A 25823-nucleotide genomic window follows, 5' to 3' on the forward strand; every position below is an offset into this window, starting at 1 on the left:
ATTTTCTTTTGAAGTACATGTAAGGATGGACCGATGCGTAAGTTCGCACTCGTCGCGGCGCTCGCCGCTCTCAGCTTCTCCGCAAATGCCGAGACCATCCAGGAGCGCGCCGCGGCGTGCTTTGCCTGCCATGGCGAGCATGGCACGTCGGAGACCGAGAACACGCCGTCGCTCGGCGGCCAGACGGCGCCCTATGCGCTGATCCAGCTCTTCATGTTCCGCGAGAAGCTGCGGGTGTTCGACCCGATGAACGAGATGGCGAAGCCGCTGACCGACGACGATTTGCGCGCCTTCTCGGATTTCATCGCGACCTTGCCGAAGCCCACGCCGCCAGCTGACGCCGGCGATCCCGCGCGGATGGCGCGTGGCCAGGCGCTGGCGCAGCAGAACCGCTGCAACAGCTGCCACAACACCGATTTCTCCGGCAAGGACAACGTCCCGCGCATCGCCAACCAGCGCGAGGACTACCTCGCCAAGACGCTGGCCGAATACAAGGACAACAGCCGCCACGGCTATGACGCCACCATGGCCGACGTGATGCAGACGGTCACCAAGGAGCAGATCGGCGATCTTGCCTATTACATCGCGCATGTCCGCTGAAACATCGGGCGGCGGGCCGCTGGTCATGTTCTCCGCGCGGCGCTAAAACGCAGCGTCACACGGAGTTGCACATGCAGGATATTTGGCGTCTGTCGGCGGCCGAGCTCGCCAGCCTCATCAAATCGAAGAAGGTGTCGGCGAAGGAGGCGGCGGAGGCCGGGCTCGCCCGGCTCGACGCGGTCAACCCGAAGCTCAACGCGGTGGTTGACCACCGGCCGGACGACGTGCTGGCGCAGGCCGCCAAGGTCGATGCGGCCATTGCGCGCGGCGCGGCGGTCGGGCCGCTCGCCGGCGTGCCGGTCACCATCAAGGTCAATGTCGACCAGGAGGGCTACGCCACCACCAACGGGTTGAAGGCGCAGCGCGACGTCATCGCCAAGGTCGACAATCCGGTGGTCGCCAATCTGCGCAAGGCCGGCGCGGTGCTGCTCGGCCGCACCAATTGTCCGGCGGTCTCCTATCGCTGGTTCACCACCAACCTCATTCACGGCGACACCAAGAACCCGCGCGATGGCGGCATCACGCCGGGCGGCTCGTCCGGCGGCGCGGGCTCGGCGGTCGCGGCCGGCATCGGCCACATCGCTCACGGCACCGATATCGCCGGCTCGGTCCGCTATCCGGCCTATGCCTGCGGCGTGCATGGCCTGCGGCCGAGCATGGGCCGCATCCCGGCCTTCAATTCGGCTTTGCCGGAGCGTCCGATCGGCCCGCAGATCAGCGCGGTGTCGGGCCCGCTGGCGCGCACCGTCAACGACCTGCGCATCTCGCTCGCGGCGATGTCGGCGCCGGACTATCGCGACCCCTGGTATGCGCCGGTGCCGCTCGAAGGACCGCCGCGCGAGAAGCGCGTTGCGATGTGCCTCAATCCCGATGGTCTCAACCCGGTGCCGGAAGTGGTCGCCGCGGTGGCCGACGCCGGCAAGCGATTGCAGAAGGCCGGCTGGATCGTCGAGGAGATCGCCGACACGCCGTCCTTGCGCGAGGCGGCCGAGATCCAGACCCGGCTCTGGCTCGGCGACGGCTATGAGGCCCAGCTCGCCTTCGCCGAACGCGAGGGCGATCCCGGCGCGCTGGCCTGCCTGCGCGGCGTCCGCGCCCGGGTGCATCCGTTCGACCTGTCGCAGGCATTGACCCGCCGCGCGACCTTGACGCGCGAATGGTTCGCCTTCTTCGAGAAATATCCAGTGCTGCTGATGCCGGTGTCCGGCGAGCTGCCGTTCCCCGACCATCTCGATCGCAAGGACGAGGCGTCGTTCGCGCGGGTGTGGCACGCACAGCTGCCGCAGATCGCGATCCCGTTCATGGGGCTTCCCGGGCTCGTGGTCTCCACCGGTCTCGTGGGACGGATCCCGGTCGGCGTGCAGCTGGTGGCCGGACGCTACCGCGAGGATCTTTGCCTTGCCGCCGGCGAGGCGGTCGAGGCCGGCGGCACGCCGTCGTCGCCGATCGATCCGGTGGTCTAACATGGCGACGGTCTACGATTTCACCGCAAAATCGCTCGCCGGCGAGGACATGCCGCTGCGGCAGTTCGAGGGCCGGGTGCTGCTGATCGTGAACACCGCGAGCGCCTGCGGGTTCACGCCGCAATACAAGGGCCTGCAGGAGCTGCACGCCGGCCTCTCGGCGCGCGGCTTTGCCGTGCTCGGCTTTCCCTGCAACCAGTTCGGCGCGCAGGAGCCGGGCGATGCGAAGCAGATCGCCGCGTTCTGCGAGACCAACTACGCCGTGACGTTTCCAATGTTCGCCAAGATCGACGTCAATGGCAGCGGCGCGCATCCATTGTACGAACACCTGAAACGTGAGAAGTCGGGCCTGCTTGGGCCCGCGATCAAATGGAACTTCACCAAGTTCCTGGTCGACCGCGTCGGCAAGGTCGTGGCGCGGCATGCGCCGACCGCCCGGCCCGAAGGATTGAGGAAGGAAATCGAGGCGCTGCTATGAGCGACGACAACGACACCAACGACCAATTCCCCGACCGCCTCTCGGTCGATCCGAACAGCCCGTACTACAATGCGGATATTCTCGCCCGCGATGTCGGCATCCGATTCAAGGGTGCCGAGAAGACCAATGTCGAGGAGTACTGCATCAGCGAAGGCTGGGTCCGCGTCACCGCGGGCAACGCCAAGGACCGTTACGGCAATCCGCTCACCATCAAGGTGCACGGGCCGGTCGAGCCGTATTTCCGGGATAAGGCGAAGTCCTGACTCGGGCGCACTTCACGCATCAAACACCGTCATGCCCGGGCTTGTCCCGGGCATCCACGTCTTGACGGTACAACAGAAGTAAGACGTGGATGGCCGGGACAAGCCCGGCCATGACGAACATCAAGGACCAAAACACCATGTCCGCCCGCATCGTCGACGTCCGCGAGGTCACAAAACCGATCTCCTCGCCGATCCGCAACGCCTATATCGACTTCACCAAGATGACCTCGAGCCTGGTGGCCGTGGTCACCGACGTGGTGCGCGACGGCAAGCGGGTGGTCGGCTACGGCTTCAATTCCAACGGCCGCTACGGGCAGGGCGGTCTGATCCGTGAGCGCTTTGCGCCGCGCCTCAAGGAAGCCGATCCGAAATCGCTGCTCGATGCCGATGGCGGCAATCTCGATCCGGACAAGGTCTGGTCGACGCTGATGTCGAACGAGAAGCCGGGCGGCCATGGCGAGCGCTCGGTCGCGGTCGGCACCATCGACATGGCCGTGTGGGACGCGGTGGCGAAGATCGCGGGCAAGCCGCTGTTCCGGCTGCTCGCCGAGCGCCACGGGCTATCAGCCAATCCGCGCGTCTTCGTCTATGCGGCCGGCGGCTATTACTATCCTGGCAAGGATCTCGGCGCGCTGCGCAAGGAGATGCGCGGCTATCTCGACCGCGGCTACAACGTCGTGAAGATGAAGATCGGCGGCGCGCCGCTCGCCGAGGACCGCGAGCGCATCGAGGCGGTGCTGAAGGAGATCGGCAGCGCGGCGCAGCTTGCGGTCGACGCCAACGGCCGCTTCGATCTGGAGACCGCGATCGCCTACGCCAAGATGCTGCGCGAGTACCCGCTGTTCTGGTACGAGGAGGCCGGCGATCCGCTCGACTACGCGCTGCAGGCCGCGCTGGCCGAGTTCTATCCGGGTGCGATGGCGACCGGCGAGAACCTGTTCAGCCACCAGGATGCGCGGAACCTGATCCGCTACGGCGGCATGCGGCCGGACCGCGACTGGCTGCAATTCGATTGCGCGCTGTCCTACGGGCTCTGCGAGTATCAGCGGACGCTCGAGGTGCTGAAGACCCACGGCTGGTCGCCGAGCCGCTGCATCCCGCATGGCGGCCACCAGATGTCGCTGAACATCGCGGCCGGCCTCGGCCTCGGCGGCAATGAGAGCTACCCCGACCTGTTCCAGCCCTATGGCGGCTTCCCGGACGGCGTGCGCGTCGAGGGTGGCCACATCGTGATGCCCGACCTTCCCGGCATCGGCTTCGAGGGCAAGTCGGATCTCTACAAGGAGATGAAGGCGCTGGCGGACTAAGTCCGGCCAGCGACCGCGATCCCCTCGGTGCGGGGCGGGCTTGAGTTCGCTTGCAAAATTTTGTGAGCGACGCTCAAGAAATTATTGAACGTTGCTCATTTCTGGATATACTCATGAGAACAGAGCGTCTTTCTCCCGGATGATCGGGAGCAGGCGCGGAACCGGCGGCGAGGAGTGCTCATGCCATATTCAGCGAAGGATCTCCGGGAAGCCGCCGATGCCGGGGTGATCAGCCCGGCTGATCTGGAACGGTTGCTCACGTTCCTGGCGAGCAGCGGGGGGCAGGGTCCGGCGGGCGATGCAAGTCCCGCCGCCAAGTTCGATGCAGCGCATGTGCTCTGGTTCGCCGGCGCGCTCATTGTGATCGGCGCCATGGGCCTGTTCTCGACCCTGGCCTTCACCCAGATGGGCGGCCGGGCGCTGACGATCTGTGCGATGGCCTACGCCACCGGTTTCACCTTCGCAGGACACCATCTTTGGCACCGGAAGAATCTGCGGGTTCCTGGCGGCCTGCTGATCGCGATCGCGGTCTCGATGGCGCCGCTCGCGGTCTACGGCATCCAGGACGAGCTTGGCTGGTGGGGCAAGTTCGGCAAGCCGGGAACCGTGCAGGACTTCTACGTCTGGGTGAAGGGCAGTTGGATATTCATGGAGATTGCGACCGTCGCCGCCGGCATCGTCGCGCTGCATTACTACCGCTTCGCGTTCATCGTTGCGATCATCTCGGTCGCGCTGTGGTTCATGTCGATGGACCTGGCGCCGTGGTTCAGCGGCATGGCTCACGCCGATTTCGAGATGCGCCGCAGGGTGTCGATCTGGTTCGGGCTGGCCGTGCTCGCGGTGGCGTGGATCGTGGACTATCGCAGCCGCAACGGCGACTTTGCGTTCTGGCTGCATCTGTTCGGCCTGATGGCGTTCTGGGGCGGAATCACCGCGTCCGAAGGCGCGACCGAACTGGGCAAAGCGGTCTACTGCCTGCTCAATGTCGGCCTGATCGCGATCGCTGTGATCCTGTCGCGGCGCGCCTATGCGGTGTTCGGCGCGTTCGGTATCTGCCTCTATCTCGGCCATCTCGCCGACGTCGTGTTCAAGGACTCGCTGTGGTTTCCGTTCTCGCTGTCGCTGATCGGCATTGCCGTGATCGCCGCAGGCCTGCTCTACCATCGCAACGAGCGTGCGATCACCGGCTGGATCGACGCGCATCTGCCGGCGGGGTTGCGGCCGCGGTCCGCACCCGCGTGACCGCGACGTCCCGATCGTTTTAGAACCGCTACAATCTGGAATCGCTACAAGAAGTGCGGCGCGCAAGCGCCGCTCTTCGTTTCCAGACGCCAATCCGGAAGCCGACAGAAACCATTCGCATCCTTGACTTTTCCAACCCTGCGCTCGCCGCGAGGTGTATCCGCGTCCATTCGTCGCGATTTTATTCCGTCGTCACGCAAAAATTTTCTCGCGCCCGTCGTCTGGACGCACAGCGCCTCACCTCACTAGAGGACGGCGCATCGCCTTCAGCGAAGGCGAGAGTTGCTTGGGGACGACGTCATGACATCAAGAACACAAGCCCATCGTCGCATTGCCTTGCTTGCGAAGCTGTCGCTGCTTACGGCGAGCTATCTCGCGCTGGGCGTTCCGCTCGCAACATCTGCCGCACAGGCGCAGTCGGCGCAGGCCGGCGCCTCGTCGCTGCCGCCGGTGACCGTCACGCCGCCGGCCACGCGACGTCGCCGCAGCGCGCCATCAACGTCGCACAACACCGCCGTGGCACGAGGCCGCCGCACCCAGACGGCACGGCGGATCGCGCCCGCGGCAGCGGCAAAACCCTTCGCGGAATCGCAGGACGCGCGCACGGGCACTTCAGGCTATTTCACCAACAGTACGTCAGTTGCGACCAGGACCAACACCGCCATCGTCAACATCCCGCAATCGCTCAACGTGATCACACGGGAGCAGATCCGCGACCAGAACTACCAGGGCCTCACCGACGTCACCCGCTATGTCCCCGGCGTTGCCGTGCACCAGGGCGAGGGCAATCGCGACGAGCTCGTGATCCGCGGCGTCGATTCCAGCGCCAACTTCTTCGTCAACGGCTTTCGTGACGACGTGCAGTATTTCCGCGACATGTACAACGCCCAGAGCATCGAGGTGCTGAAGGGGCCGAGCGCGCTGACCTTCGGCCGCGGCGCCGGCGGCGGCCTGCTCAACCGCACGCTGAAGGAGGCCGACGGCAACCGTGTCTACGAGGCGACGGCGCAGGCCGGCTCGTGGGGCGATCGCCGCGTCAGCCTCGATGCCGGACAGGCGATCAACGACAACGTCGCAGCAAGGCTCAACGTGTTCTACGAAGGCGCCGATGCCTTCCGCGATTTCAATCACCTGGAGCGCTACGGCATCAATCCAACGGTGACGCTGAAGCCCGACGACAACACCAAAATCAAACTGAGCTACGAATATTTCCAAGACGAGCGCACCGCCGATCGCGGCAATCCCTCGCAGGGGCTGCCGGGTGGCGCGACCCGTTTCAACCCGACGACGCCGTTCGCGCCGAGCGGCGACTTGTCGACCTTCTTCGGCAGCCCCAGCCTGAACACCGCGCAGGCGACGGTGCAGACCGGCATGGCCATCATCGAGCACGATTTCGAGAACGGGGTGACGGTGCGCAACGGCACCATCGCCGCCGACTACCAGAAGTTCTATCAGAACGTCTATCCGACCGGCGGCCCGCTCGCGGGCGCGGTCAATCCAGCCGACACCGCGGTCAATCTCGGCGCCTATCAGCACACGACGAACCGCGACAATGTCTTCAACCAGACCGATTTCACCTACAAGACCTGGACCGGGCCGCTGTTTCACACGGTGGGCTTCGGCACCGAGTTCGGCCGGCAGACCGGCGTCGACATCCGCAACACCGGCGTGTTTCCGAACGGCACCAACACCATCGTGCAGAACCCGTTCGCGCCGACCTATTTCGGCCCGGTGACGTTTCTTCACCATTTCACCGGCACCAACAGCGACGGCGTCACCACGCCCGATTCGAACAGCCGCTACGCGCTGAACATCCAGTCCGGCTATCTCAGGGACACCATCGAGATTTCGCGCGCCGTGCAGATCATCGCCGGCGCGCGGTTCGATCGCTACGACATGTCGGCCACCGACATGAACACCAACATCAATCGCAATCGCGTCGACAATCTGGTGTCGCCGCAGGGCGCCCTGATCATCAAGCCGATCGATTCGATGTCGGTCTACACTGCCTACAGCATCTCCTTCCTGCCGGCCTCGGGCGACCAGTTCAGCGCGCTGAACGACGGCACCCTGATCCTGCAGCCGCAGCGCTTCGAGAATGTCGAGCTCGGCATGAAGTGGAACATCAATCCGAAGCTGCTCTTCTCGACCGCGGTCTACAATCTGAACCGCACCAACCAGCCGATCGCCGACGGCAACAATCCCGGCTTCTTCTTCCCCTCCGGCAGCACGCTCACGCGAGGCGTCGAGGCAAGCCTGACCGGCTATGTCACCGAGCAATGGCAGTCGTCGCTGGCCTATGCTTACACCGACGCGAAGATCACCGGTGCGACCTCGACGACCGTCGTGCCCGGCAACCGCGTCCAGCTGGTGCCGTACAATCAGTTTGCCTGGTGGAACAAGTATCAGTTCACGCCGACGTGGGCGGCCGCGCTCGGCGTGATCTATTTCGGCGATTCCTTCGCCTCGTCCGACGACACGGTGCGGCTGCCGGGCTTCGTGCGCTTCGATGCCGCGGTCTACGCCAAGATCGACGAGACCTGGAGCGCCCAACTCAACGTCGAGAACATCTTCGACAAGGGCTATTGGGCGTCGGCCGACGGCAACAACAACATCTCGCCGGGACAGGGGCGCACGGTGCGGCTGATGGCAAGGGCGAGGTTCTAGCTTTCACCGTCATGCCCGGGCTTGTCCCGGGCATCCACGTCTTTGCCGCGGCCTACAAGAAAGACGTGGATGGCCGGGACAAGCCCGGCCATGACAACGATAGAGAGGTGCGCTCGCAATGACGGGGATGGAGTTCGGCTTGCCTACCCCAACCGCATGTCCAGCAGCCGCCGGCCTTCGCCCTTCAACAGCTTCTTCACCGCGCTCGAGGCGATCACCTCGCCGTTGTTGGCGTAGGCTTCGTGGTTCTTCTCGATGTCGTCGAGGCGATAGAGGTAGTTGACCATGATGCCTGCGGATTCGCGCAGGCCCTTGGGCGAGAGGTCGCCGAGCCAGTTGATCCGCTCCAGCCGTGCGCCGTTGCCGAGATGGAAGCGCGCGACTGAATCGATCAGTCGTCCCTTCGGCGTGCGCGCCTTCAGGAAATAGTAGGCGGCAAGCGGCTCCAGCACGGCGCGCAGCTGGGTGGCGAGCTCGGCGTTCTCCAACCAGTCGGGCTTGCCGAGGCTTTCCAGCAGCTGGCGGTCCTCATCGGTGAGCGGCACGTCGTCGGCCTGCTTAACCCACTGCATGAAGCCCGGCACCGGCGACAACGTCACGAAGTTGTCGAGCTTCGGCAATTCGCGGCGCAGCTCCTCGACCACCTGCTTGATCAGGAAGCTGCCGAAGGAGATGCCGCCAAGGCCGCGCTGGGTATTGGAGATCGAATAGAACACCGCAGTGCGGGCGCGCTCGACCGGAACCGGCTCGCGCTCTTCCGCAAGCAGCGGCGCGATTGCGCCCGGGATGGTTTCGGTCAGTGCGACCTCGACGAAGATCAGCGGCTCGTCGGCCAGCGCCGGATGGAAGAAGGCGTAGCAGCGGCGATCGATCGGATCGATGCGGCGGCGCAGATCGTCCCAATCGCGGATCTCGTGCACGGCCTCATAACGGATGATCTTCTCCAGAATATTGGCCGGAGACGACCAGTCTATCCTGCGCAGCACGAGGAATCCCCTGTTGAACCAGGACGAGAGCAGATGCACCACGTCGCGATCGAGCGCGGCAAGGTCCTTGTTGCCCTTCATCAGTGAAAGCAGATCCGAGCGGATCGACACCAGCTCGCCGGTGCCGCCCGGCGCGCGGTTGAGCCGGCGGATCAATTCCTGGCGGCGCGGCTCGGAGGCGAAATGCAGGTCGCTGGCGTCGTCGCCATTGGCTTTGGCGCGCCAGCTTTCGATCGCCTGCGCCAGCTTGGCGCGATCGGGGCCGAAATCGCGGGCCAGCGTCTGGAAGAACGACAGCCGCCCGGCGGCATCGAGGTGGTGGTAGCGGTCGAGCACTTCGCGTGCCATCGCGGTGCCGGAGGCTTCGCCCCGGCCGGACAGCAGCGCCTCGCACAATTCCAGCAGTTCGGAAGCATCCTGCTTGTCGTTGGCCGGGCTGGCGCGGCCGAGCAGGACGCGGCCGCGTTCGGAAATCGTCGAGAGCAGATCGGAGAAGAAGGCATTGGCCATGAGCAGGTCGTATCCAGCAGGTCGTATCCAGTGAAGCCGGACCTTACACGGGATTTAAGGTCGGGAGCACTGCAATCAAGCGCATGGATCGTACGGAAATATGTCGCAGCGCGACAGCGGTATAATTCGTCGTCGCTGCGCCCGGTGGCAAATCCCGTTCACGTTTTCTCCGCGAACGCGGTCGGTGTCCTGCCGGTAACCTGGCGGAATGCGTGGGAAAATGCCGGCACGCTGGCATAGCCGAGGTCGGAGGCGACTTGCTTGACCGAAACGTTCGCGGTGCTCGACAGGCGCTCGATGGCGGCCGCGATGCGAGCGCGCTGGCACCAGCTCTTGAACGAGAGCTGCGTCTCCGCCGAGAACAGCCGCGACAGCGTCCGCGCCGAGGTGCCGACCGTGCGCGCCAGTGCATCGATGTCGTGGTCCTTCGTCGGATCGGCCAGCACGATGTCGGCGGCGCGGCGGCAGCGCGGCTCCTGCGGCAGCGGGATGAAGGTCGCGGAATCCTCGGCCTGGTGCAGCTCCAGCATCACGAGGCGGATCAACAGAGCGGTGCGCTCGCGTCCGCATGAGGCGTCGAACAGTGCCAGGATCGCCTGGTGCACCAGCGGTGACACCCGCACCACGAATTCGTGGTCGAGGCTGTCGCTGCGCTTTTCGCGCGCAAGCCAGGCCTGGTCGAAATACAGCGTGCGCATCTCGATGTCGGCGAGCACGTCGATCGCGTGCGGGAGCAGGGCAGGGACCCACACCGCGCGGTCCGGCGGCACCAGCCAGCGCCCCTTGGGCGTCGTCACCTGCATGGTGCCGCTGGCGGCATAGACCAGCTGTGCCTCGCGGTGCATGTGCGGGTCGAGCCGGACGCCCTTGCGGTAGCTGCGCGCCACCAGATGCACGCCGTCCCCGGTGACGCGCCGGTCCTGGTGGAGGGCTCTTATTGGCGGCTCAGCGATAGTCATTGGCGACATCCCGTCAGGACAAGCACCTATAACCTATTTTCGAGCAATTGAAGAATCGCGTGAGAGACGTGCCGATGAACGGTCCAAGCAACAGTCCCAGCCGGGTGATCACCTTCGTCAACGCGGCCCATTTCATCGATCACTACGCGATGCTGATTTTCGCGGCCGCCGTCATCATCATGGGCCCGGCGCTCGGCATGGCCTATTCGGAACTGCTGCCCTATGCGACCCCGGGCTTCATCGCCTTCGGCGCCGGCTCGCTGGTCACGGGCTGGCTCGGCGACCGCTGGAGCCGCCGCCACATGATGGTGATCTTCTTCGTCGGCATCGGCCTGTCGATGATCTCGGTCGGCTTCGTGCAGACGCCGCTGCAGCTCGGCGCCGCGCTGCTGGCGATCGGCATCTTCGCCTCGATCTATCATCCGGTCGGCACCGCGATGATCGTCTCCTATGCCGAGAAGCTCGGCGCCCAGATGGGGATCAACGGCGTCTGGGGCAATCTCGGCGTCGCCTCCTCGGCGCTGGTCACCGGCGTGATCGGCCAGTATCTCGGCTGGCGCTGGGCGTTCATCGTGCCCGGCACGGTCACCGTGCTGATCGGCATCGTCTTTGCGATGACGGTGGTGCATGAGGACCGCAAGGGCTCCAGGCAGGCCGCAGCCCAGGTGCGGGTCGCCAAGGAGGACATGTGGCGGGTGGTGCTGTCGCTGCTGATCGTGGTGATCGCGATCTCCACCACCTTCAACGCGGTGACGGTGGCGCTGCCGAAGCTGTTCGCCGAACGGCTCGCCGATCTGACCAGGAGCCCGGCGCTGCTCGGCGTGATCGCGGCCGGGGTCTATGTGTTCGGCGCGATGACGCAGTACACCATCGGCAAGCTGCTCGACAGATATTCGCTGAAGACGGTGGCGCTGCCGCTGTCGTTCCTGCTGGCGCCGTTCCTTTATCTGGCGGCGAGCCTGTCCAACCTGCCGCTGATCGTGGTCTCGATCGGCATCGTGATGGGCGCGTTCGGCCAGGTCACGGTGAACGATGCCATGGTCGGCAAGTACACCACCGAGGAATGGCGCTCGCGCGCCTATGCGGTGCGCTATTTCGTCGGCTTCACCGCGGCCGGCGCTTCCGTCGGCCTGGTGGCCTGGCTGTACGACCAGGGCGGCTTCTCGATGATGCTGCGCGCGTTCGCGGCACTCTGCCTGCTGGCGATCGCGGCCGCGATCATCCTGCCGCGCGAGATCCGGACGCCAGCGACGCAGGCGGGCTGACACGGGGCGTTTTGCGCTATCTGCCGTTGAGGCAATGCGTGCGCCGACCTGCGGTGCGCCGCTTGGGCATCGCCGGCAAACCGTGACCTGGTCACGGTTCGCCAACTTTGTTCCAACCCGAAGGTGTGGTAAGTTCAAGCGGGCCTCGGGGACGAAGGCGCCGATTGCGCCGCGAACACGTGATTGTGGAGCAGCCAGAGCGCCATGGGCGAAATTCGCGACTTCAAGTCAGGCCGGTCACAGTCCGACAATACACAGCCGCCCGGCACTTCGATGCCGCGGCGCCTGGCGGCGATCGTTGTCGGCGATATCGCCGGCTACAGCCGGCTGATGCAACTCGATGAAGAGGGTACGCATACCCGCGTCAAGCGGGCCGAGCGCGATCTGATCGAGCCCACCATTGCCGAGCACCATGGCAAGCTGGTCAAGACCACCGGCGATGGCTTTATCGCGATATTCGACAGTCCGGTCGAAGCCGTACGGTGCAGCATCGTGATTCAGCAGAACATGATCGGCCGCAACGCGGCGATCGCGAGAGATCGCTGGATCGAGTACCGGATCGGCGTCAACCTCGGCGACGTCATCATCGAGGCCGATGATATCTATGGCGACGGCGTCAACGTGGCTTCGCGCCTGGAAGGGATCGCAGCGCCGGGTGAAGTCTTCATCTCCGGCGGCATCTACGAGCAGATCAAGCACAAGATGGTCTGCGGATACGAATCGCTCGGCGACCGCAAGGTCAAGAATATCACCGATCCGGTCCGGGTTTATCGCGTGCTGCCGGACGCCGCCGCGTATCAGAGGACACGCAGGCGCCGCGAGTCCATTCTGCTCACGCTGCTCGGATTGGCGATCGCGATCATCGCGGGTGGCGTGCTGTGGTATCTGCTCGCCCAACCGCGCGGCAAGCCGGCCGACGTGGCACAGGCGCCTCCGTCACCGACGGCATCGCCTGCCGTCCAGCCGCCGGCACCAAGCCCGGCTCCGACGCAAACCGCAAGTCCGACCCCGGCGGCACCGACGCAGCAAGCGTCGCCTCAACCCGCGCCCTCCGCGAGCCCCACCCCGGACCTGCCGGAACCCGAACTGGTCTTGCTTCAAGCTGGCAGCTTCTCGATGGGAAGCAATGACGATCCTTCCGAGCGGCCGATCCGCCGGGTAACGGTCAAGCCGTTTGCCATGGGCAAATATCCGGTGACGATCCGCGAATGGAATGCCTGCGCGGCGGCCAAAGCCTGTGGCTTCACGGCCAGCGGCAAGGACGACGTTCCGGTCACCAATGTGAGCTGGAGCGATGCGAAGCAATATGTGACCTGGCTCGCCGAGCGCACCAAGAAGCCCTACCGGCTTCCGAGCGAAGCCGAGTGGGAATATGCGGCGCGCGGCGGGACGCAATCGAAGTACTGGTGGGGCGACCAGATGCAATCGGGTCACGCCGGGTGCAAGGATTGCGGCGGCGACAGTGCGGCCGAGCAGCCGGTCAAGGTCGGCAGCTACAAGCCGAATCCGTTCGGCCTCTACGACATGGGCGGCGGGGTCGATCAGTGGGTCGAGGATTGCTGGCACAGGAATTACCAGGGCGCGCCGACCGACGGTGTGGTCTGGTCCGCCGGCGACTGCGCCTCGCATGTGATCCGCTCCGGCTCGTGGAAGAATGACGCACGCTATGTGCGTCCGGCCAATCGCGATAATTACGACACCAATGTTCGTTATCCGACCCACGGTTTCCGGGTCGCGCTGTCTCCCTGAGCGGTCATCCCTGATCGCCGGGCTTCATGGAGGGGCTATGAAAACTGCAGGCTTGATCATGCTCGCTGCGGCACTGACGCTGTTCGCCGCCCCGGCCGTCGCGCAGAACAAGCCGGCCGGCAAGGACACCAAGCTGTATTTCATCTGGCCGCGTGACGGCGCCAAGCTCAAGAGCCCGTTCTGGTGCCGCTTTGGGTTGCGCAACATGGGCGTCACCCATGCCGGCGACGACTACCCGAACAGCGGCCATCACCATCTTCTGATCGACGTGAATGAGCCGTTGAACCCGAATGAGCCGATTCCGTCGGACAAGTCTCATCTGCACTTCGGTGCGGGCCAGACCGAGACGCAGCTCGATCTGGCGCCCGGCAAGCACACCCTGCAGCTGGTGCTGGGCGACGCCAAGCACTATCCATTCAGCCCGCCGGTCGTCTCCGAAAAGATCACCATCCGGGTCAGATAGGCTGATACGGATAGCTCCCTTGCGAGAACCGGCGCTTGCACAAGGCCGCGCCGTGCGGTTTGTTGCGCGCCTGCCGGACAGCGAGATTCGGCGTGGAGGACGTCCGATGTCGTCTCGACTGCTGCGTCTGGCTGGCCTCGTTCTGGGAGTGATTGTCATGGCCACATCAGCGGATGCCGACGCCTTGAAGGATCAGATCGCGCCGACCGGAAAGCTCCGGGTCGCGATCGCGATCAGCCCGGCTGGCGGCGCGTTCTGGTCGACCAAGACCGAGAACGGCTATGCGGGCGTTCCCGTCGATCTCGGCCGCGAGATGGCAGCGCAACTCGGCATCCCGGTCGAATATGTCGTGCATCAGAATTCCGGCCAGATCACCGACGCGGCGGCCAAGAACACCTGGGACATCACCTTCTTGCCCAAGGATCCCGAGCGCGAGACCAAGATGACGTTCGGGCCGATCTATGAGGTTGCCGACGCCACCTATATCGTCAAGCCCGGCTCGACGATCACGAATTTCGCCACACTCGACCAGGACGGCGTCAAGGTCGCCGCCGTCAATGCCACCACCACGATGCGCGGCGCGATCGCCCATCTCAAGCACGCCAAGGTCACGGGCTATCAGACCTATGACGAGATATTCAATCTGCTGAAGAGCGGCGAGATCGACGCCTTCGCATTGTCGCGCGATCAGCTCAATGCGATGGCGAAGAAGATCCCGGGCACGCACGTGCTGGACGAGACCTTCAAGCAGACCGTCACCGCGGTCGCGGTGCCGCTCAACCATCCGCTCGCCGCGGCCTTTGCCACCGGGTTCATGACCGAGGCGGTCGCCAACGGCACGTTGCGCAAGGCCTATGACAACAACGGGCTGAAGGGCTCGCCGGTCCGCACCGAGGTGAAGTGAAGTAGCGCGCGTATCGACTCTTTCTCCGTCATGGAGGGGCGGCGCATCCTCTGGGCGACATCTGGGCATGCTGCATAATTCCGCGCCATCGCGCCGCGCGGTTCCTGTGCTGGCTGTCTAACTCATTGTATTAAAACGAATTTCAGGCATGATGCCAGCGTCTCCGGTTGGCATATGCATTGCTTGTGATTGCACCAGTCAATGACGACTGCCGTTCTCCGGATTGCGGAGGCCAGTGCTGGCCGAGGCGAGGGGATCAAGGCGCCCGGCCCGGGCGTCTCGTGCAATCGTTGCAGCCCCATTTCCCCGGACGAGCATTTCAACCAACCCGCGTCGCTTCCGGCAGGCAACCGGCGCGGCCGAATTGCGCAAGGGGATTTTACGAATGGCCTATCTCGCTCCGTCCGAATTCGTCACCAAGATGGTGGATGCCGGCGAATCCAAGATCTTCATGTCGACGCGCGACACCGTGATCCGCGCCTATATGGCGGGCGCGATCCTCGCGCTGGCGGCCTGGTTCGCCGTGACGATCAACGTCAATACGGGTCAGCCGCTTGTCGGAGCATTGCTGTTTCCGGTCGGTTTCGTCATGCTCTATCTGCTGGGCTTCGATCTACTGACCGGCGTGTTCGTGCTCTCGCCGCTTGCGCTGCTCGACAAGCGTCCCGGCGTCACGCTCGGCGGCGTGCTGCGCAACTGGGCTCTCGTCTTCATCGGCAATTTCGCCGGCGCGCTCACGGTCGCGTTCATGATGGCGTTCGTGACGACGTTCGGCTTCACGCAGGAGCCCGACAAGGTCGGCATGACCATCGGCAACATCGGTGAGGGGCGGACGCTGGGCTACGCGGCGCATGGCGCGGCGGGCATGGCCACGCTGTTCATCCGCGGCATGCTCTGCAACTGGATGGTCTCGACCGGCGTCGTCGGCGCCATGATCTCCACCACGGTGCCCGGCAAGGTGATCGCGATGTGGATGCCGATCCTGGTGTTCTTCTACATGGTATTCGAGCATTCGGTGGTGAACATGTTCCTGTTCCCGTCGGGACTGATGCTGCATGCGAAGTTTTCGATCATGGATTACCTGATCTGGAACGAGATCCCGACCGTGCTGGGCAACCTCGCCGGCGGCCTCGCCTTCACCGGGCTCACGCTCTACACGACGCATGTGAAGACGGCGCCGAAGCGCCAGCGCCTCGCGGCTTGATCCTGGCCGGCTAGAGCATGATCCGGAAAAGTGTGAAGCGGTTTTCCCTCGCGACAAACGCGCAGCGTTTGCGCGGAGATCATGCTCAGACAAGAAGCCAAAGCGCGATGACGATTCAACATAATCTCATCGCGCTTTGGTTGGGCTCTCCTGTCGTGGAGGGCCCCATTCGCTTTGGGACGGTCGATGCCGCGCGCGCTGAAAATATCGGTCGGACAATTCTCTGATCAGGGCCGCAAGGACGCCAATCAGGACTTCCACGGCGTCTTGATCCCCGACGAGCCGCTGCTCGGCCTGAAGGGGATCGCCGTGGTGCTCGCCGACGGCATCTCCTCGAGCAGCGTCGGCCGGGTCGCCGCCGAGTCCGCGGTCAAGAGCTTCCTGATCGACTATTACTGCACCTCGGAATCCTGGTCGGTGAAGAGCTCGGCGCAGCGCGTGCTGGAGGCGACCAATTCCTGGCTGCACGCGCAGACAAGGCGCAGCCAGAATCCCTACGACAAGGACAAGGGTTACGTCTGCACGCTGAGCGCCCTGGTCGTCCGGTCGAACACCGCGCATCTGTTCCATGTCGGCGACTCGAGAATCTACCGCGTCGCCGGCAACAGCCTCGAACAACTGACCAACGACCACCGCGTCGTGATCTCCTCGCAGCAGAGCTATCTCGGCCGCGCGCTCGGCGTGAACCCGCAGCTCGAGATCGACTACCAGGCTCTCCCGCTGGAGCGCGGCGACGTCTTCCTGCTGGTGACCGACGGGATCTACGAGCATGTCCCGGCGCGGCAGCTGGCGAAGACCATCAAAGACGGCGCCGCCGATCTCGATGTTGCCGCGAAGTCGATCGTCGAGCAGGCCTATGAGAACGGCAGCCCGGACAATCTCACCGTGCAGATCGTCCGGATCGACGAATTGCCCGACGGCGATGCCAGCGAGGTGTTCGGCCAGCCGACCGAATTGCCGCTGCCGCCGCTGCTCGAGGCGCGGATGCTGTTCGACGGCTATCGCATCGTGCGCGAGCTGCACGCGTCGCACCGCAGCCACATCTATCTCGCTGTCGACGAGGACAGCGCCACCACGGTCGCGATCAAGATCCCCTCGATCGACCTGCGCGACGATCCGGCCTATCTGAAGCGCTTTGTGATGGAGGAGTGGGTCGCTCGGCGGATCGACAGCCCGCATGTGCTGAAGCCGTTTCTGCCGCAGCGCAAGCGCAACTTCCTCTACGTCACGATGGAATATATCGACGGTCAGACCCTGACGCAGTGGATCACGGACAATCCCGCACCGGCGCTGGAGACGGTGCGCGACATCACCGAGCAAATTGCAAAAGGGCTGCGCGCCTTCCACCGCAAGGAGATGCTGCATCAGGACGTCAGGCCCGACAACATCATGATCGACAGGACCGGCACGGTGAAGATCATCGATTTCGGCTCGACGCGGATCTCGGGTGTCGCCGAGGCGGTGCCGGCGGGCGTCGAGGATATTCTGGGCACCCAGCAATACACCGCACCGGAGTGTTTTTTGGGCGAGGGCGGCACCGCGCGCTCCGATCTGTTCTCGCTCGGCGTCGTTACCTACCAGATGCTGACGGGGCGCTTGCCCTATGGCGCGCAGATCGCGCGCGCACGGACGCGATCCGATTTCAACCGGCTGGTCTACCGACCGGCCGCGCATGGCGGTCGCGACGTCCCGACCTGGGTCGACGGCGCGCTGGAGCGGGCCGTGCACGCCAATCCGCTCAAGCGCTACGAGAGCTTTTCGGAGTTCTTGTTCGACCTGCGCAATCCCAACGCGAAATATCTGACGACGTCATCGACCCCGCTGATCGAGCGCAACCCGGTGCTGTTCTGGAAGTCGACCACGCTGCTGCTGGCGCTGGTCGTGGTACTGCTGCTCGCCTACGGCGCGCATCATTTGCGGTAGGGAAAACCAAATCCGCCGGCCTGTGCCCGTCACCCTGAGGAGCGCGCTCTTGCGCGCGTCTCGAAGGGGCGACGGCCACCAGCCGCGCCGTGCATCCTTCGAGACGCGCTACGCGCTCCTCAGGATGACGGAGATAGAGTTGGCGATGCCTCGCTAATGCGTCGCGCCGGCGGCGATCGGATCGAGCCCGCTCCTGACCAGCGCGTCGCGCGCATCTGATGAGGCGAGGAAGCTGATCAGCGCCTTGCCGGCATCACGCTCCTTAGAAACCGTCGCGATCCCGGCGGAAAACACCGTGATCTTCTGCAACGGCTCCGGCAATGGGCCGACGATGTCGATCCCGGTCACCGGCTTCAGCTCGGAGATCTGCTGCAGGCCGATCTCGGCCTCGCCCTTGGCCACGATCTCGCCGACCGGGGTCGCCGGGATCATCCGCGCCTTGTCCTTCATCTGATCGGCGATGCCGAGCTTTGCGAACATCTCGGTCGAGACATAGACGCCGCTGGCGCTGTCGGAATAGGCGACCGATTTCGCCGCCAGCAGCGCCTGCTTGACGCTGGCGGCCGAGCCGATGTCCGGCTTCGCCGCGCCGGATTTCACCGCGATCCCGATCGGCGACTTCACGAGGTCGACGCGGCTATCAGCCACCATCTTGCCCTGCTTGATGAGATCGCCGAGCGCATAGCCGACCATGATCAGCACGTCGGCCGGCTCGCCGCGCTCCAGCCGTACCGGAATGGCATTGGTCGTGGTGCCCATCGACGGCCCGAAGGCGGTCACCACCTTGTGCCCGGTCTTGCGCTCGAACTCCGGCACCAGCGCCTTGTAGGCTGCTGTCAGCCCGCCCGAGATCATGACATGGACTTCGGCGGCGGATATGGCTGAGGTGAAGGCGAGGGCGCCGATGACGGCGAGCGTGAGGGCACGGAAGGCGGTGGCGGCTCGCATGGAGTTTCTCCCTGGACGATTCTTCGGAAGCGGGTCGTCGTGGCCGGGGAGACTACTGCTTGAGGGGATGCGTGGCTAGCCGCAGCGTCTTTGCGAGGTGCGCAACGATGCAGATGGAGCAGTGTCGGAAGGCGAGACTTCGTAGCCCGGATGAAGCGGAGCGAAATCCGGGACCGGCTTCTCCGCGGAAACACCTTCCCGGATTGAGCTTCGCTTCATCCGGGCTACGGGGAATCTCTCACGAATTCACATGCACGAAATCGCGCAGCAGCGGGTAGATCTCGTTGCTCCAGCGCTTGCCGGAAAACACGCCGTAATGGCCGACGCCGGCCTGCATGTGATGCACCTTGCGATAGGTGCGGACCCCGGTGCAGAGGTCTTGCGCGGCGAGCGTCTGGCCGATCGAGCAGATGTCGTCCTTCTCGCCTTCCACCGTCATCAACCCCATGCGCCGGATTGCCGCCGGGTTCACCGGGCGGCCGCGATGCATCAGCATGCCCTGTGGCAACAGATGCTCCTGGAACACATCGCGCACCGTCTCGATGTAAAACTCCGCCGGCAGGTCCATGACCGCGAAATATTCGTCGTAGAAGGTCTTGATCACCTCGGCCTTGGCGGTCTCGCCCTTGGCGAGATGGTCGGCGAGATCGATATGCTGCTTGATGTGCCGCTCCAGGTTCATAGACACGAACGCCGTGAGCTGCACGAAGCCGGGATAGACCTGACGCAACGCACCCTTGCACTGCATCGGCACGTAGTTGATCAGATTGTCCTCGAACCATTTGATCGGCTTGCTCTTGGCGAATTCGTTCACCTTGGTCGGCTGGATCCTGGTGTCGATCGGCCCGGCCATCAAGGTCAGCGAGGCCGGCCGCGCCGGATGATTGTCTTCCGACATGATCGCGGCGGCGGCCAGCGCCGACACCGAGGGCTGGCAGATCGCCACCATATGCGCGCGCGGGCCGAGCTGGCCGAGAAAGTCGATCAGATGGTCGGTGTAGTCCTCGAGCCCGAACCGGCCCTTGCTGCGCGGGATGTCGCGCGGGTTGTGCCAGTCGGTGATGTAGACGTCGTGGTCCTGCAGCAGCGTCTTCACGGTGCCGCGCAGCAGCGTGGCAAAATGCCCGGACATCGGCGCCACCAGCAACAGCCGCGGCTGCTCCGGGCCGTCCACCTTCCTGAAATGCAGCAGCGAGCCGAACGGCGTGGCATAGGCGACCTCCTCGGTCACCTCCAATTCCCTGTTGCCGACGGTCACGCTGCCGATGCCGTAGTCGGGGCGGGCATAGCTCAGGCTGGAGCGCGAGATCAGCTCGAGCGCGGCCGCGAGCCGGCCGAACGTCCGGTCCGACGCGCCGCGCGGCACCAGATTGAGATAACGCAATGCCGCGGCGGCGCCGGTCCGCCACGGCGCCGTGAGGTCCATATGGTTCTGATAGGCCTGGTACAGCATTGACATCATACGCATCCACCCGTGGCCGGGCTTGCCATGCAATATCGACGCCAGAGGCGGGGCTGGCCGCCCGGCAAATTGGCACGTGGCTTGCTGCAAAAACCGATGGCGCCGGGTGCGCGGCGGCTGAACCGGCGCGCGATGTCCGGGAGCTGAGGACGCGTTCAGGCGTGAGGGACCGATATGGCGAAAGCGACACTCACCATCAGCAGCAAGAATTACTCCTCCTGGTCGCTGCGCGGCTGGCTGCTGGCCAAGTTCGCCGGGCTCGAGTTCGAGGAGGTGGTCACCGCGCCCGACGACCCGTCCGCCCGCGCCGAGCTACTGCTGCTGTCGTCCTCGATCCTGGTGCCGTGCCTGCGCCACGACGGTGCGACGGTCTGGGACACGCTGGCGATCGGCGAGTATCTCAACGAGCTCATGCCGCATGCCGGGTTGTTGCCGGAAGACCGGATCCGGCGCGCGCATTGCCGTTCGATCTCGGGCGAAATCCATTCCGGCTTCACCACGCTGCGGTCGTCGCTGCCGGTCAATCTCAAGGGCCATTTCCCCGGCTTCAAGATCTGGTCGCGGGCGCAGGCCGACATCGATCGCGTCTGCACCATCTGGCGCGATTGCCTCGGCACGTCGGGCGGTCCGTTCCTGTTCGGCGAACGCCGCACCATGGCGGACGCGATGTATGCGCCGGTCGTGACCCGCTTCATGACCTATGACGTCAAGCTCGAGCCTGCGCTTGCGGTGTATGCCAGCACCATCATGACGATGCCCGAGATGCAGGAATGGATCGAGGCCGCGAAGGCGGAGCCGGCCGACGTCGAGGAGCTCGAGGTCGAATATTAGGCAGCGCCCGGCCCGGCCTGCCTGCATCGGCGGCTCAAGCACGAGGCAAGCCTTGCTCAATGGACGTGCCGTCGGCACCGGGCTCCGGCCATGCGCGACGAACGCGCGCGACAGCCACTGAGGCGCAAATTCGCGCCTCGCTCCAAATGCTTCCGCGGCGATATCAGCGCAGGGCGAGACGGTTCGCCGCAGCCCAACCCGGCTGGCAAGGATTTCGCATGGCAATGACCGAGCTGTGACCGCGACGATGCGACGCTGCCGAAAATTTGGACGCTGAGCCGCGCCGCGATCTCGCGAACACGAGAACCGTGGAGGCTTGAAATGAACCAGCACGCCGTCGTCAGCAAATTCTCCCACGTCAAACCCGGTGACACCGAGTTCAAGGGCGGAGGTCTGCGCGACTTCTTCCTGTATCGCGATCTTGGCATCGCCGATGCCACCAGCGGGCAGGTGATCTGCCATCTGGTCAAGGCCAATCCCGACATGCCGCCGGAGCAGGGCACCGGCTGGCACAAGCATCTGTGCGATTTTCAGATCGTCATCATGACCAAGGGCTGGGCGCGCTTCATGTACGAGGACAAGGAGACGCTGGTCGAGGCCGGCGACGTCATCCATCAGCGTCCCGGCATCACCCACTACCTGTTCGATTACTCGAAGGACATGGAATACCTCGAGATCGTCAGCCCCGCCGATTTCAAGACCGTGGATGTGCCTCCGGCGACCGAAACGGTGCCGCCGATCACGCCTTGGAAATGATCGTCAGGGGGACAGAGAGGAGGGATCGCGATGTCGTCTGCGGAGGAGTTAACCTTTGTTATCGGCCGCTGGCTGCGGCCGATCGTCATGCTTCTGTATGTGGTGCGCAGCCTCGGGCTGATGACCACATCTAGCCGTGAACAACGCAGTACGCTGCTCGATCAATGATTCGGACGCGGTTCGTTCCACCCGCGTTCCAAATCTTAAGACACGGCGCGCGCGCGTCGCGTTTTGAGACAGCGCGCGCCGATGCCGGCCTCAGGCGATGCCCGCCTGCTTCTCGCGCGGCATCCGCCAGGCGATGACGTTGGCTTCCAGCGCGCCGCCGGTGGTGTCATTGCGCCACTGGCCGTTGACGAAGCGGCAGGCGAACGGCAGCTGATACGTTCCGCTATGATCCTCACAAAGCACTTCCACGCGCTGTTCCGGCGCAGGTTCGCCATTGCCATCGAATTGCGCCAACCGTTTTTCGCGCGTTGCCATGCGATCTGTCTCCACTGCCCAAGGTCGAGCCAAAAGGGATCGAACCAAACAAGTTCCGAAGGCCCCCGTCCCCACGAGTAGTCCCCGTAATGGGTGAAGCACACCGCTCGAATGCGGTTTCAGTGTGGTATGTCTGCCTTGCTTTCAGCGTCGCGAGCACAAAACTGTGAATGACGCACTTGCCTGGAGACGCCGATGACCGCTCGTTTTGTTCTCGCCTTGCTGGCGCCGCTTGCACTCGGCGTCGCCGCAACCGCGCATGCGCAGGACGTTCCCGGCATCGAGATCTGCACCGTCGAGAAAACCATGGAGCGGCGCACGAGCTGTCTGCAGAGCAATGTCGATTTCCTGCAGAAGACGATCAACAAGCTCACATCGGATCATCAGCAGAAGCTCGACGCCGCCAACCGACAGATCGCGAGCTTGCAGAAGCTCGTCACCGATCTGCGGGCCGAGCAGGTCAAGCTGACCGAGGATATGAAGAAGAAGGCCGACGCGCCGCCGGCGAAGGATGCCGCGCCCGCCGCGAAGGACGGGACGAAGTAGCAAAGGTCGATCTGCGAATTGTCTCGCCTCTCCCGCTTGCGGGGCAGGGCAATCGCATATGATTTTTCCGCACCGTCATGCCCGGGACAAGCCCGGGCATGAGTTTGCGCGAACATCGATCGCCTCAAGCTCCCAGATGCGATTGCCCAACGCAAGCGGGAGAGGGGGTGCACTGCCTTCGCGGCGCGGCTCGACTCACGCCACCCGATACTGCTCCATCACGTTGCGATCCGGCTCGTAGCCGAGGCCGGGGCCCTGCGGCACGGCGACATGGCCGTTGGCGTCGACGTCGATGCGGTCGCCCCACAGGCAGGCGGGACGCTTCATGAAGAACACCTCGATCAGCCCCGCGTCGCGGATCGCCATCAGATGCAGCGTGGCAAGGAAGCCCGGCCCGAAATAGGGCGAGTGCGGAATCACCTGGACGCCGAACTCGTCGGCGAGGACGGCCACTCTCAGGAATTCGGTGATGCCGCCGACCTTGATCACCGAGGGCTGCGCGTGACTGACCGCGCCCGCGGTCATCATCTGGCGGAATTGATGCACGGTGCAGGCGTTCTCGCCGGCCGCGATATCGAGCCGGCCTTCTCTGCGCACCTCGGCGAGTGTCGCAAAATCCTCCGGCGGCCAGACCGGCTCCTCCAGGAACAGCGGCGCGGCCTGCTTGCAGTCGCGCGCGAACTGGATCGCCGCGGGTCCGTCCAGCGGGCAGTTCATGTCGACCATCAGCGGCACGCCGGGGCCGATCGCCTCGCGCGCGGCGGCCACCGCAGGCACGGTGGTCTCGTGCAGCTTGATCGCGGAATAGCCCAGCTTGATCGCCTTCTTGCATTCGGCGGCGATATGCGCCGGATTGCCGATCCGCATCAGGCTCGCATAGGCCGGGATCGTGCTCCGCTTCGCGCCGCCGATCAGTTGATGCAGCGGTACGCCCTTCACCTTGCCGGCGAGATCCCACAGCGCGATGTCGAGCGCCGAGATCGCAAACATCGTGATGCCGTAGCGGCCGAACAGATGCAGGTTGCGCTGGATCTGCTCCATCGCGGCGGGGATGCTGGCGGCGTCAGGCACCTCGAGGCCGCGGGCCTGCGGCGCGATCATCTCGGCCACCGCCGTGCAACTCGTCTTCGGGCAGACATAGGCGAAGGCGTCGCCCCAGCCGGTGAAGCCGGCATCGGTCGAAACCTCGACCAGCACCATGTCGAGCGCCGAGATCGCGGAGGCTCCCTGGCGGAAGCTCGCGGGCCCGGCGTCAAAGGGAATGCGGATATGGTGGGCGCGGACGTCGGTGATTTTCATTGTTGTTGTCCTTCCGATCGCAGGATGTGCCTGGAATTCGTGGTGGCCGGACACTTGAGCCTGAAGAACGACGTCGCTTCGGCTGGTCTGGGTTCCGGCCATCGCAAATCTTGCTTGTAACGAGTCTTGCTTGCGACAAATCTTGCTCGTGAATCATGTCGAAGACGTGGATGCCCGGCGCGCGGCCGGGCATCACGAACCGCAAAGTTGTGGAGGAAAGCCCTCAACTGCTCTTCTCGCCGCTCATGATGGGGCCGAACCGCTCCCAGCTCTCGCCCTTGAAGCGCATCATCTGCAGCTGCTCGATCGGCGCATAGTCGTCCGGCCCGGTCTTGATCTTGGTGCCGGGCAGATAGATGCCGATCTCGAAGTTGAGGCTGGCCGCCTGCTTCATCAGGTTCTCGCGGGTAAGATTGTCGCCGCATTGCCGCAGCACCTGCTCGAGCCCCTTGGCGACACCATAGCCGAATACGGTCGCGGCGTCGTCGAGGTCGCCTTCGGGATACCACTTGGTCATGAAGGCGCGCCACTCGGTCATCGCCGGATCGTTCTTCCACTCGGTATCCTTGGGATCCTTGAGATACGCCGTGGACAGCACGCCCTGGCTCGCTTCATAGCCGGCCGGCTTCATCACGCCGCCGATCGAGCCGGAGACGTTGGTCAGGAACTGCACCGGATGCCAGTCGAGCTCGGCGGCTTTCTTGATCGCCTGCGCCGCGAATTTCGGCGTTGCAATGTTGACGAAGATGTCGGGGTTGGCGCCCTTGATCTGCACGATCTGCGAATCCACCGTCGGTGACGAGGTCTCGTAGGAGGATTCGACGACAATCAGCTTCTTGGCCTGGTCGCCGAGCCCGTCGTGGAGGCCGATCAGATAGTCCTTGCCGAAATCGTCGTTCTGATAAAGCACGCCGATGGTCTTGCCCGGATAATTCTGCAGAATGTACTTGGCATAGATGCGCGCTTCGACCTGGTAGCTCGGCTGCCAGCCCATGGTCCACGGGAAGTTCTTCGGATCGTTCCACTTGGCCGCGCCGGTGGAGACGAACAGCTGCGGCACCTTCTTGGCGTTCATGTATTTCTGGATCGCGGTATTGCCCGGCGTGCCCAGCGGATTGAAGATCAGGAGCACCTCGTCGCTCTCGACCAGCTTGCGGGCCTGCTCGACCATCTTCGGCGGCGAGTAGGCGTCGTCGTAGGAGATGAAGTTGACCTTGCGGCCGTTGATGCCGCCTTCGCTGTTGAGCTTGTTGAAATAGGCGGCTTCGGTCTTGCCGATCGTGGCGTAGGCGGACGCCGGACCGGAATAGGGCATGATGTTGCCGACCTTGATCTCGGCATCGGTTGCGCCCGGATCGTATTTCTTCTGCGCGTTGGCTGCGCTTGCGACGGCGATCGTCAAAAGCCCCGCAAGCGCCGCGGACTTGACGCAGTTGGCATAGCTCAAGCGTTGGTGGTGCATCATTGTCCTCCCTGACATGCTGGCCGCGGCTCTTGCAGTCTTGATTATCGGGC

General features: G+C 64.3%; 24 protein-coding genes. 17 read left to right on the forward strand and 7 right to left on the reverse strand.

The window, feature by feature from the left end; translation table 11 throughout:
- Window positions 1-33 precede the first annotated feature (33 nt).
- The 7 genes from JEY66_RS13355 to JEY66_RS13385 all read left to right on the forward strand — a co-directional run bounded on the left by JEY66_RS13355 (window position 34) and on the right by JEY66_RS13385 (window position 8020).
- The gene (locus tag JEY66_RS13355) at window positions 34-600 is read left to right on the forward strand and encodes a c-type cytochrome (protein WP_018273074.1); all 567 of its coding nucleotides are present in this window, start codon (window positions 34-36) and stop codon (window positions 598-600) included.
- Between the two features lie 71 nt (window positions 601-671).
- Window positions 672-2063 carry an amidase family protein gene (locus tag JEY66_RS13360; protein ID WP_018273073.1) on the forward strand — a complete coding sequence of 464 codons (1392 nt, stop codon included), beginning with the start codon at window positions 672-674 and terminating at the stop codon, window positions 2061-2063.
- A gap of 1 nt (window position 2064) precedes the next feature.
- A complete protein-coding gene (locus tag JEY66_RS13365) occupies window positions 2065-2541 on the forward strand; it encodes a glutathione peroxidase (protein WP_016848390.1) in 477 nt (158 codons plus the stop codon).
- On the forward strand, window positions 2538-2804 hold the full coding sequence (locus tag JEY66_RS13370; RefSeq protein ID WP_016848389.1) for a DUF3297 family protein: 267 nt from the start codon (window positions 2538-2540) through the stop codon (window positions 2802-2804). Before JEY66_RS13365 ends, JEY66_RS13370 begins: the two co-directional genes overlap by 4 nt.
- Window positions 2805-2941: 137 nt before the next feature.
- Complete coding sequence (locus JEY66_RS13375) at window positions 2942-4111, forward strand: mandelate racemase/muconate lactonizing enzyme family protein (protein ID WP_018273071.1); 1170 nt, start codon at window positions 2942-2944, stop codon at window positions 4109-4111.
- 180 nt (window positions 4112-4291) lie between these two features.
- On the forward strand, window positions 4292-5353 hold the full coding sequence (locus JEY66_RS13380; protein WP_016848381.1) for a hypothetical protein: 1062 nt from the start codon (window positions 4292-4294) through the stop codon (window positions 5351-5353).
- 300 nt (window positions 5354-5653) lie between these two features.
- Window positions 5654-8020 carry a TonB-dependent receptor gene (locus tag JEY66_RS13385; protein WP_050999363.1) on the forward strand — a complete coding sequence of 789 codons (2367 nt, stop codon included), beginning with the start codon at window positions 5654-5656 and terminating at the stop codon, window positions 8018-8020.
- 143 nt (window positions 8021-8163) lie between these two features.
- Here JEY66_RS13385 and JEY66_RS13390 read toward each other — a convergent pair whose 3' ends face one another.
- Window positions 8164-9516, reverse strand: coding sequence for a malonyl-CoA decarboxylase (locus JEY66_RS13390; RefSeq protein WP_018273068.1), 1353 nt, complete (start codon window positions 9514-9516; stop codon window positions 8164-8166).
- Between the two features lie 158 nt (window positions 9517-9674).
- The gene (locus JEY66_RS13395; RefSeq protein WP_026193161.1) at window positions 9675-10475 is read right to left on the reverse strand and encodes an AraC family transcriptional regulator; all 801 of its coding nucleotides are present in this window, start codon (window positions 10473-10475) and stop codon (window positions 9675-9677) included.
- Window positions 10476-10549: 74 nt separating this feature from the next.
- Here JEY66_RS13395 and JEY66_RS13400 point away from each other — a divergent pair, with 74 nt between their 5' ends.
- From JEY66_RS13400 to JEY66_RS13425, 6 genes are all read left to right on the forward strand, one after another.
- Window positions 10550-11740 (forward strand): MFS transporter, encoded by a 1191-nt coding sequence (locus tag JEY66_RS13400; RefSeq protein ID WP_018273066.1) that lies wholly within the window; start codon window positions 10550-10552, stop codon window positions 11738-11740.
- Window positions 11741-11944: 204 nt separating this feature from the next.
- Window positions 11945-13489, forward strand: coding sequence for an SUMF1/EgtB/PvdO family nonheme iron enzyme (locus JEY66_RS13405; protein WP_018273065.1), 1545 nt, complete (start codon window positions 11945-11947; stop codon window positions 13487-13489).
- Window positions 13490-13526: 37 nt separating this feature from the next.
- Window positions 13527-13952, forward strand: a complete 426-nt coding sequence (locus JEY66_RS13410) for a DUF4399 domain-containing protein (protein WP_016848375.1) — start codon at window positions 13527-13529, stop codon at window positions 13950-13952.
- Window positions 13953-14109: 157 nt separating this feature from the next.
- On the forward strand, window positions 14110-14856 hold the full coding sequence (locus JEY66_RS13415) for a transporter substrate-binding domain-containing protein (protein WP_016848374.1): 747 nt from the start codon (window positions 14110-14112) through the stop codon (window positions 14854-14856).
- A 385-nt stretch (window positions 14857-15241) separates the two neighbouring features.
- Entirely contained in the window at window positions 15242-16060 is an 819-nt protein-coding gene (locus tag JEY66_RS13420; protein WP_016848373.1) for a formate/nitrite transporter family protein, read from the forward strand.
- Window positions 16061-16246: 186 nt separating this feature from the next.
- Window positions 16247-17983 carry a bifunctional protein-serine/threonine kinase/phosphatase gene (locus JEY66_RS13425; protein WP_016848372.1) on the forward strand — a complete coding sequence of 579 codons (1737 nt, stop codon included), beginning with the start codon at window positions 16247-16249 and terminating at the stop codon, window positions 17981-17983.
- Between the two features lie 153 nt (window positions 17984-18136).
- On the opposite strand, the gene JEY66_RS13430 is transcribed toward JEY66_RS13425, so the two are convergent.
- Together JEY66_RS13430 and JEY66_RS13435 are read right to left on the reverse strand one after the other, a co-directional pair.
- Complete coding sequence (locus JEY66_RS13430; protein ID WP_016848371.1) at window positions 18137-18931, reverse strand: substrate-binding domain-containing protein; 795 nt, start codon at window positions 18929-18931, stop codon at window positions 18137-18139.
- A 238-nt stretch (window positions 18932-19169) separates the two neighbouring features.
- Window positions 19170-20393 carry a polyhydroxyalkanoate depolymerase gene (locus JEY66_RS13435; protein ID WP_016848370.1) on the reverse strand — a complete coding sequence of 408 codons (1224 nt, stop codon included), beginning with the start codon at window positions 20391-20393 and terminating at the stop codon, window positions 19170-19172.
- Window positions 20394-20567: 174 nt separating this feature from the next.
- On the opposite strand from JEY66_RS13435, the gene JEY66_RS13440 reads away from it, so the two are divergent.
- From JEY66_RS13440 to JEY66_RS13450, 3 genes are all read left to right on the forward strand, one after another.
- Window positions 20568-21224: a glutathione S-transferase gene (locus tag JEY66_RS13440; RefSeq protein ID WP_016848369.1), complete on the forward strand. Its 657-nt coding sequence runs from the start codon at window positions 20568-20570 to the stop codon at window positions 21222-21224.
- A 321-nt stretch (window positions 21225-21545) separates the two neighbouring features.
- Complete coding sequence (locus JEY66_RS13445) at window positions 21546-21980, forward strand: cupin domain-containing protein (RefSeq protein WP_016848368.1); 435 nt, start codon at window positions 21546-21548, stop codon at window positions 21978-21980.
- Window positions 21981-22010: 30 nt separating this feature from the next.
- Window positions 22011-22148 carry a hypothetical protein gene (locus JEY66_RS13450; RefSeq protein ID WP_016848367.1) on the forward strand — a complete coding sequence of 46 codons (138 nt, stop codon included), beginning with the start codon at window positions 22011-22013 and terminating at the stop codon, window positions 22146-22148.
- A gap of 90 nt (window positions 22149-22238) precedes the next feature.
- Here JEY66_RS13450 and JEY66_RS13455 read toward each other — a convergent pair whose 3' ends face one another.
- Window positions 22239-22463 carry a hypothetical protein gene (locus tag JEY66_RS13455; protein ID WP_016848366.1) on the reverse strand — a complete coding sequence of 75 codons (225 nt, stop codon included), beginning with the start codon at window positions 22461-22463 and terminating at the stop codon, window positions 22239-22241.
- Window positions 22464-22658: 195 nt separating this feature from the next.
- On the opposite strand from JEY66_RS13455, the gene JEY66_RS13460 reads away from it, so the two are divergent.
- Window positions 22659-23009, forward strand: coding sequence for a hypothetical protein (locus tag JEY66_RS13460; RefSeq protein WP_016848365.1), 351 nt, complete (start codon window positions 22659-22661; stop codon window positions 23007-23009).
- A 195-nt stretch (window positions 23010-23204) separates the two neighbouring features.
- Here JEY66_RS13460 and JEY66_RS13465 read toward each other — a convergent pair whose 3' ends face one another.
- Both JEY66_RS13465 and JEY66_RS13470 read right to left on the reverse strand, forming a co-directional pair.
- Entirely contained in the window at window positions 23205-24308 is a 1104-nt protein-coding gene (locus tag JEY66_RS13465; protein ID WP_016848364.1) for a mandelate racemase/muconate lactonizing enzyme family protein, read from the reverse strand.
- A 223-nt stretch (window positions 24309-24531) separates the two neighbouring features.
- Window positions 24532-25773 carry an ABC transporter substrate-binding protein gene (locus JEY66_RS13470; RefSeq protein WP_018273063.1) on the reverse strand — a complete coding sequence of 414 codons (1242 nt, stop codon included), beginning with the start codon at window positions 25771-25773 and terminating at the stop codon, window positions 24532-24534.
- Between the last annotated feature and the right edge of the window lie 50 nt (window positions 25774-25823).

Source organism: Bradyrhizobium elkanii USDA 76 (assembly GCF_023278185.1).
GTDB lineage: Bacteria > Pseudomonadota > Alphaproteobacteria > Rhizobiales > Xanthobacteraceae > Bradyrhizobium > Bradyrhizobium elkanii.

What these genes read in the sequence shown, in the direction of transcription:
- JEY66_RS13355 (WP_018273074.1), top strand. Translation starts at nt 34, where the DNA reads ATGCGTAAGTTCGCACTCGTCGCGGCGCTCGCCGCTCTCAGCTTCTCC.
- JEY66_RS13360 (WP_018273073.1), top strand. Translation starts at nt 672, where the DNA reads ATGCAGGATATTTGGCGTCTGTCGGCGGCCGAGCTCGCCAGCCTCATC.
- JEY66_RS13365 (WP_016848390.1), top strand. Translation starts at nt 2,065, where the DNA reads ATGGCGACGGTCTACGATTTCACCGCAAAATCGCTCGCCGGCGAGGAC.
- JEY66_RS13370 (WP_016848389.1), top strand. Translation starts at nt 2,538, where the DNA reads ATGAGCGACGACAACGACACCAACGACCAATTCCCCGACCGCCTCTCG.
- JEY66_RS13375 (WP_018273071.1), top strand. Translation starts at nt 2,942, where the DNA reads ATGTCCGCCCGCATCGTCGACGTCCGCGAGGTCACAAAACCGATCTCC.
- JEY66_RS13380 (WP_016848381.1), top strand. Translation starts at nt 4,292, where the DNA reads ATGCCATATTCAGCGAAGGATCTCCGGGAAGCCGCCGATGCCGGGGTG.
- JEY66_RS13385 (WP_050999363.1), top strand. Translation starts at nt 5,654, where the DNA reads ATGACATCAAGAACACAAGCCCATCGTCGCATTGCCTTGCTTGCGAAG.
- JEY66_RS13390 (WP_018273068.1), bottom strand. Translation starts at nt 9,516, where the DNA reads ATGGCCAATGCCTTCTTCTCCGATCTGCTCTCGACGATTTCCGAACGC.
- JEY66_RS13395 (WP_026193161.1), bottom strand. Translation starts at nt 10,475, where the DNA reads ATGACTATCGCTGAGCCGCCAATAAGAGCCCTCCACCAGGACCGGCGC.
- JEY66_RS13400 (WP_018273066.1), top strand. Translation starts at nt 10,550, where the DNA reads ATGAACGGTCCAAGCAACAGTCCCAGCCGGGTGATCACCTTCGTCAAC.
- JEY66_RS13405 (WP_018273065.1), top strand. Translation starts at nt 11,945, where the DNA reads ATGGGCGAAATTCGCGACTTCAAGTCAGGCCGGTCACAGTCCGACAAT.
- JEY66_RS13410 (WP_016848375.1), top strand. Translation starts at nt 13,527, where the DNA reads ATGAAAACTGCAGGCTTGATCATGCTCGCTGCGGCACTGACGCTGTTC.
- JEY66_RS13415 (WP_016848374.1), top strand. Translation starts at nt 14,110, where the DNA reads ATGGCCACATCAGCGGATGCCGACGCCTTGAAGGATCAGATCGCGCCG.
- JEY66_RS13420 (WP_016848373.1), top strand. Translation starts at nt 15,242, where the DNA reads ATGGCCTATCTCGCTCCGTCCGAATTCGTCACCAAGATGGTGGATGCC.
- JEY66_RS13425 (WP_016848372.1), top strand. Translation starts at nt 16,247, where the DNA reads ATGCCGCGCGCGCTGAAAATATCGGTCGGACAATTCTCTGATCAGGGC.
- JEY66_RS13430 (WP_016848371.1), bottom strand. Translation starts at nt 18,931, where the DNA reads ATGCGAGCCGCCACCGCCTTCCGTGCCCTCACGCTCGCCGTCATCGGC.
- JEY66_RS13435 (WP_016848370.1), bottom strand. Translation starts at nt 20,393, where the DNA reads ATGATGTCAATGCTGTACCAGGCCTATCAGAACCATATGGACCTCACG.
- JEY66_RS13440 (WP_016848369.1), top strand. Translation starts at nt 20,568, where the DNA reads ATGGCGAAAGCGACACTCACCATCAGCAGCAAGAATTACTCCTCCTGG.
- JEY66_RS13445 (WP_016848368.1), top strand. Translation starts at nt 21,546, where the DNA reads ATGAACCAGCACGCCGTCGTCAGCAAATTCTCCCACGTCAAACCCGGT.
- JEY66_RS13450 (WP_016848367.1), top strand. Translation starts at nt 22,011, where the DNA reads ATGTCGTCTGCGGAGGAGTTAACCTTTGTTATCGGCCGCTGGCTGCGG.
- JEY66_RS13455 (WP_016848366.1), bottom strand. Translation starts at nt 22,463, where the DNA reads ATGGCAACGCGCGAAAAACGGTTGGCGCAATTCGATGGCAATGGCGAA.
- JEY66_RS13460 (WP_016848365.1), top strand. Translation starts at nt 22,659, where the DNA reads ATGACCGCTCGTTTTGTTCTCGCCTTGCTGGCGCCGCTTGCACTCGGC.
- JEY66_RS13465 (WP_016848364.1), bottom strand. Translation starts at nt 24,308, where the DNA reads ATGAAAATCACCGACGTCCGCGCCCACCATATCCGCATTCCCTTTGAC.
- JEY66_RS13470 (WP_018273063.1), bottom strand. Translation starts at nt 25,773, where the DNA reads ATGATGCACCACCAACGCTTGAGCTATGCCAACTGCGTCAAGTCCGCG.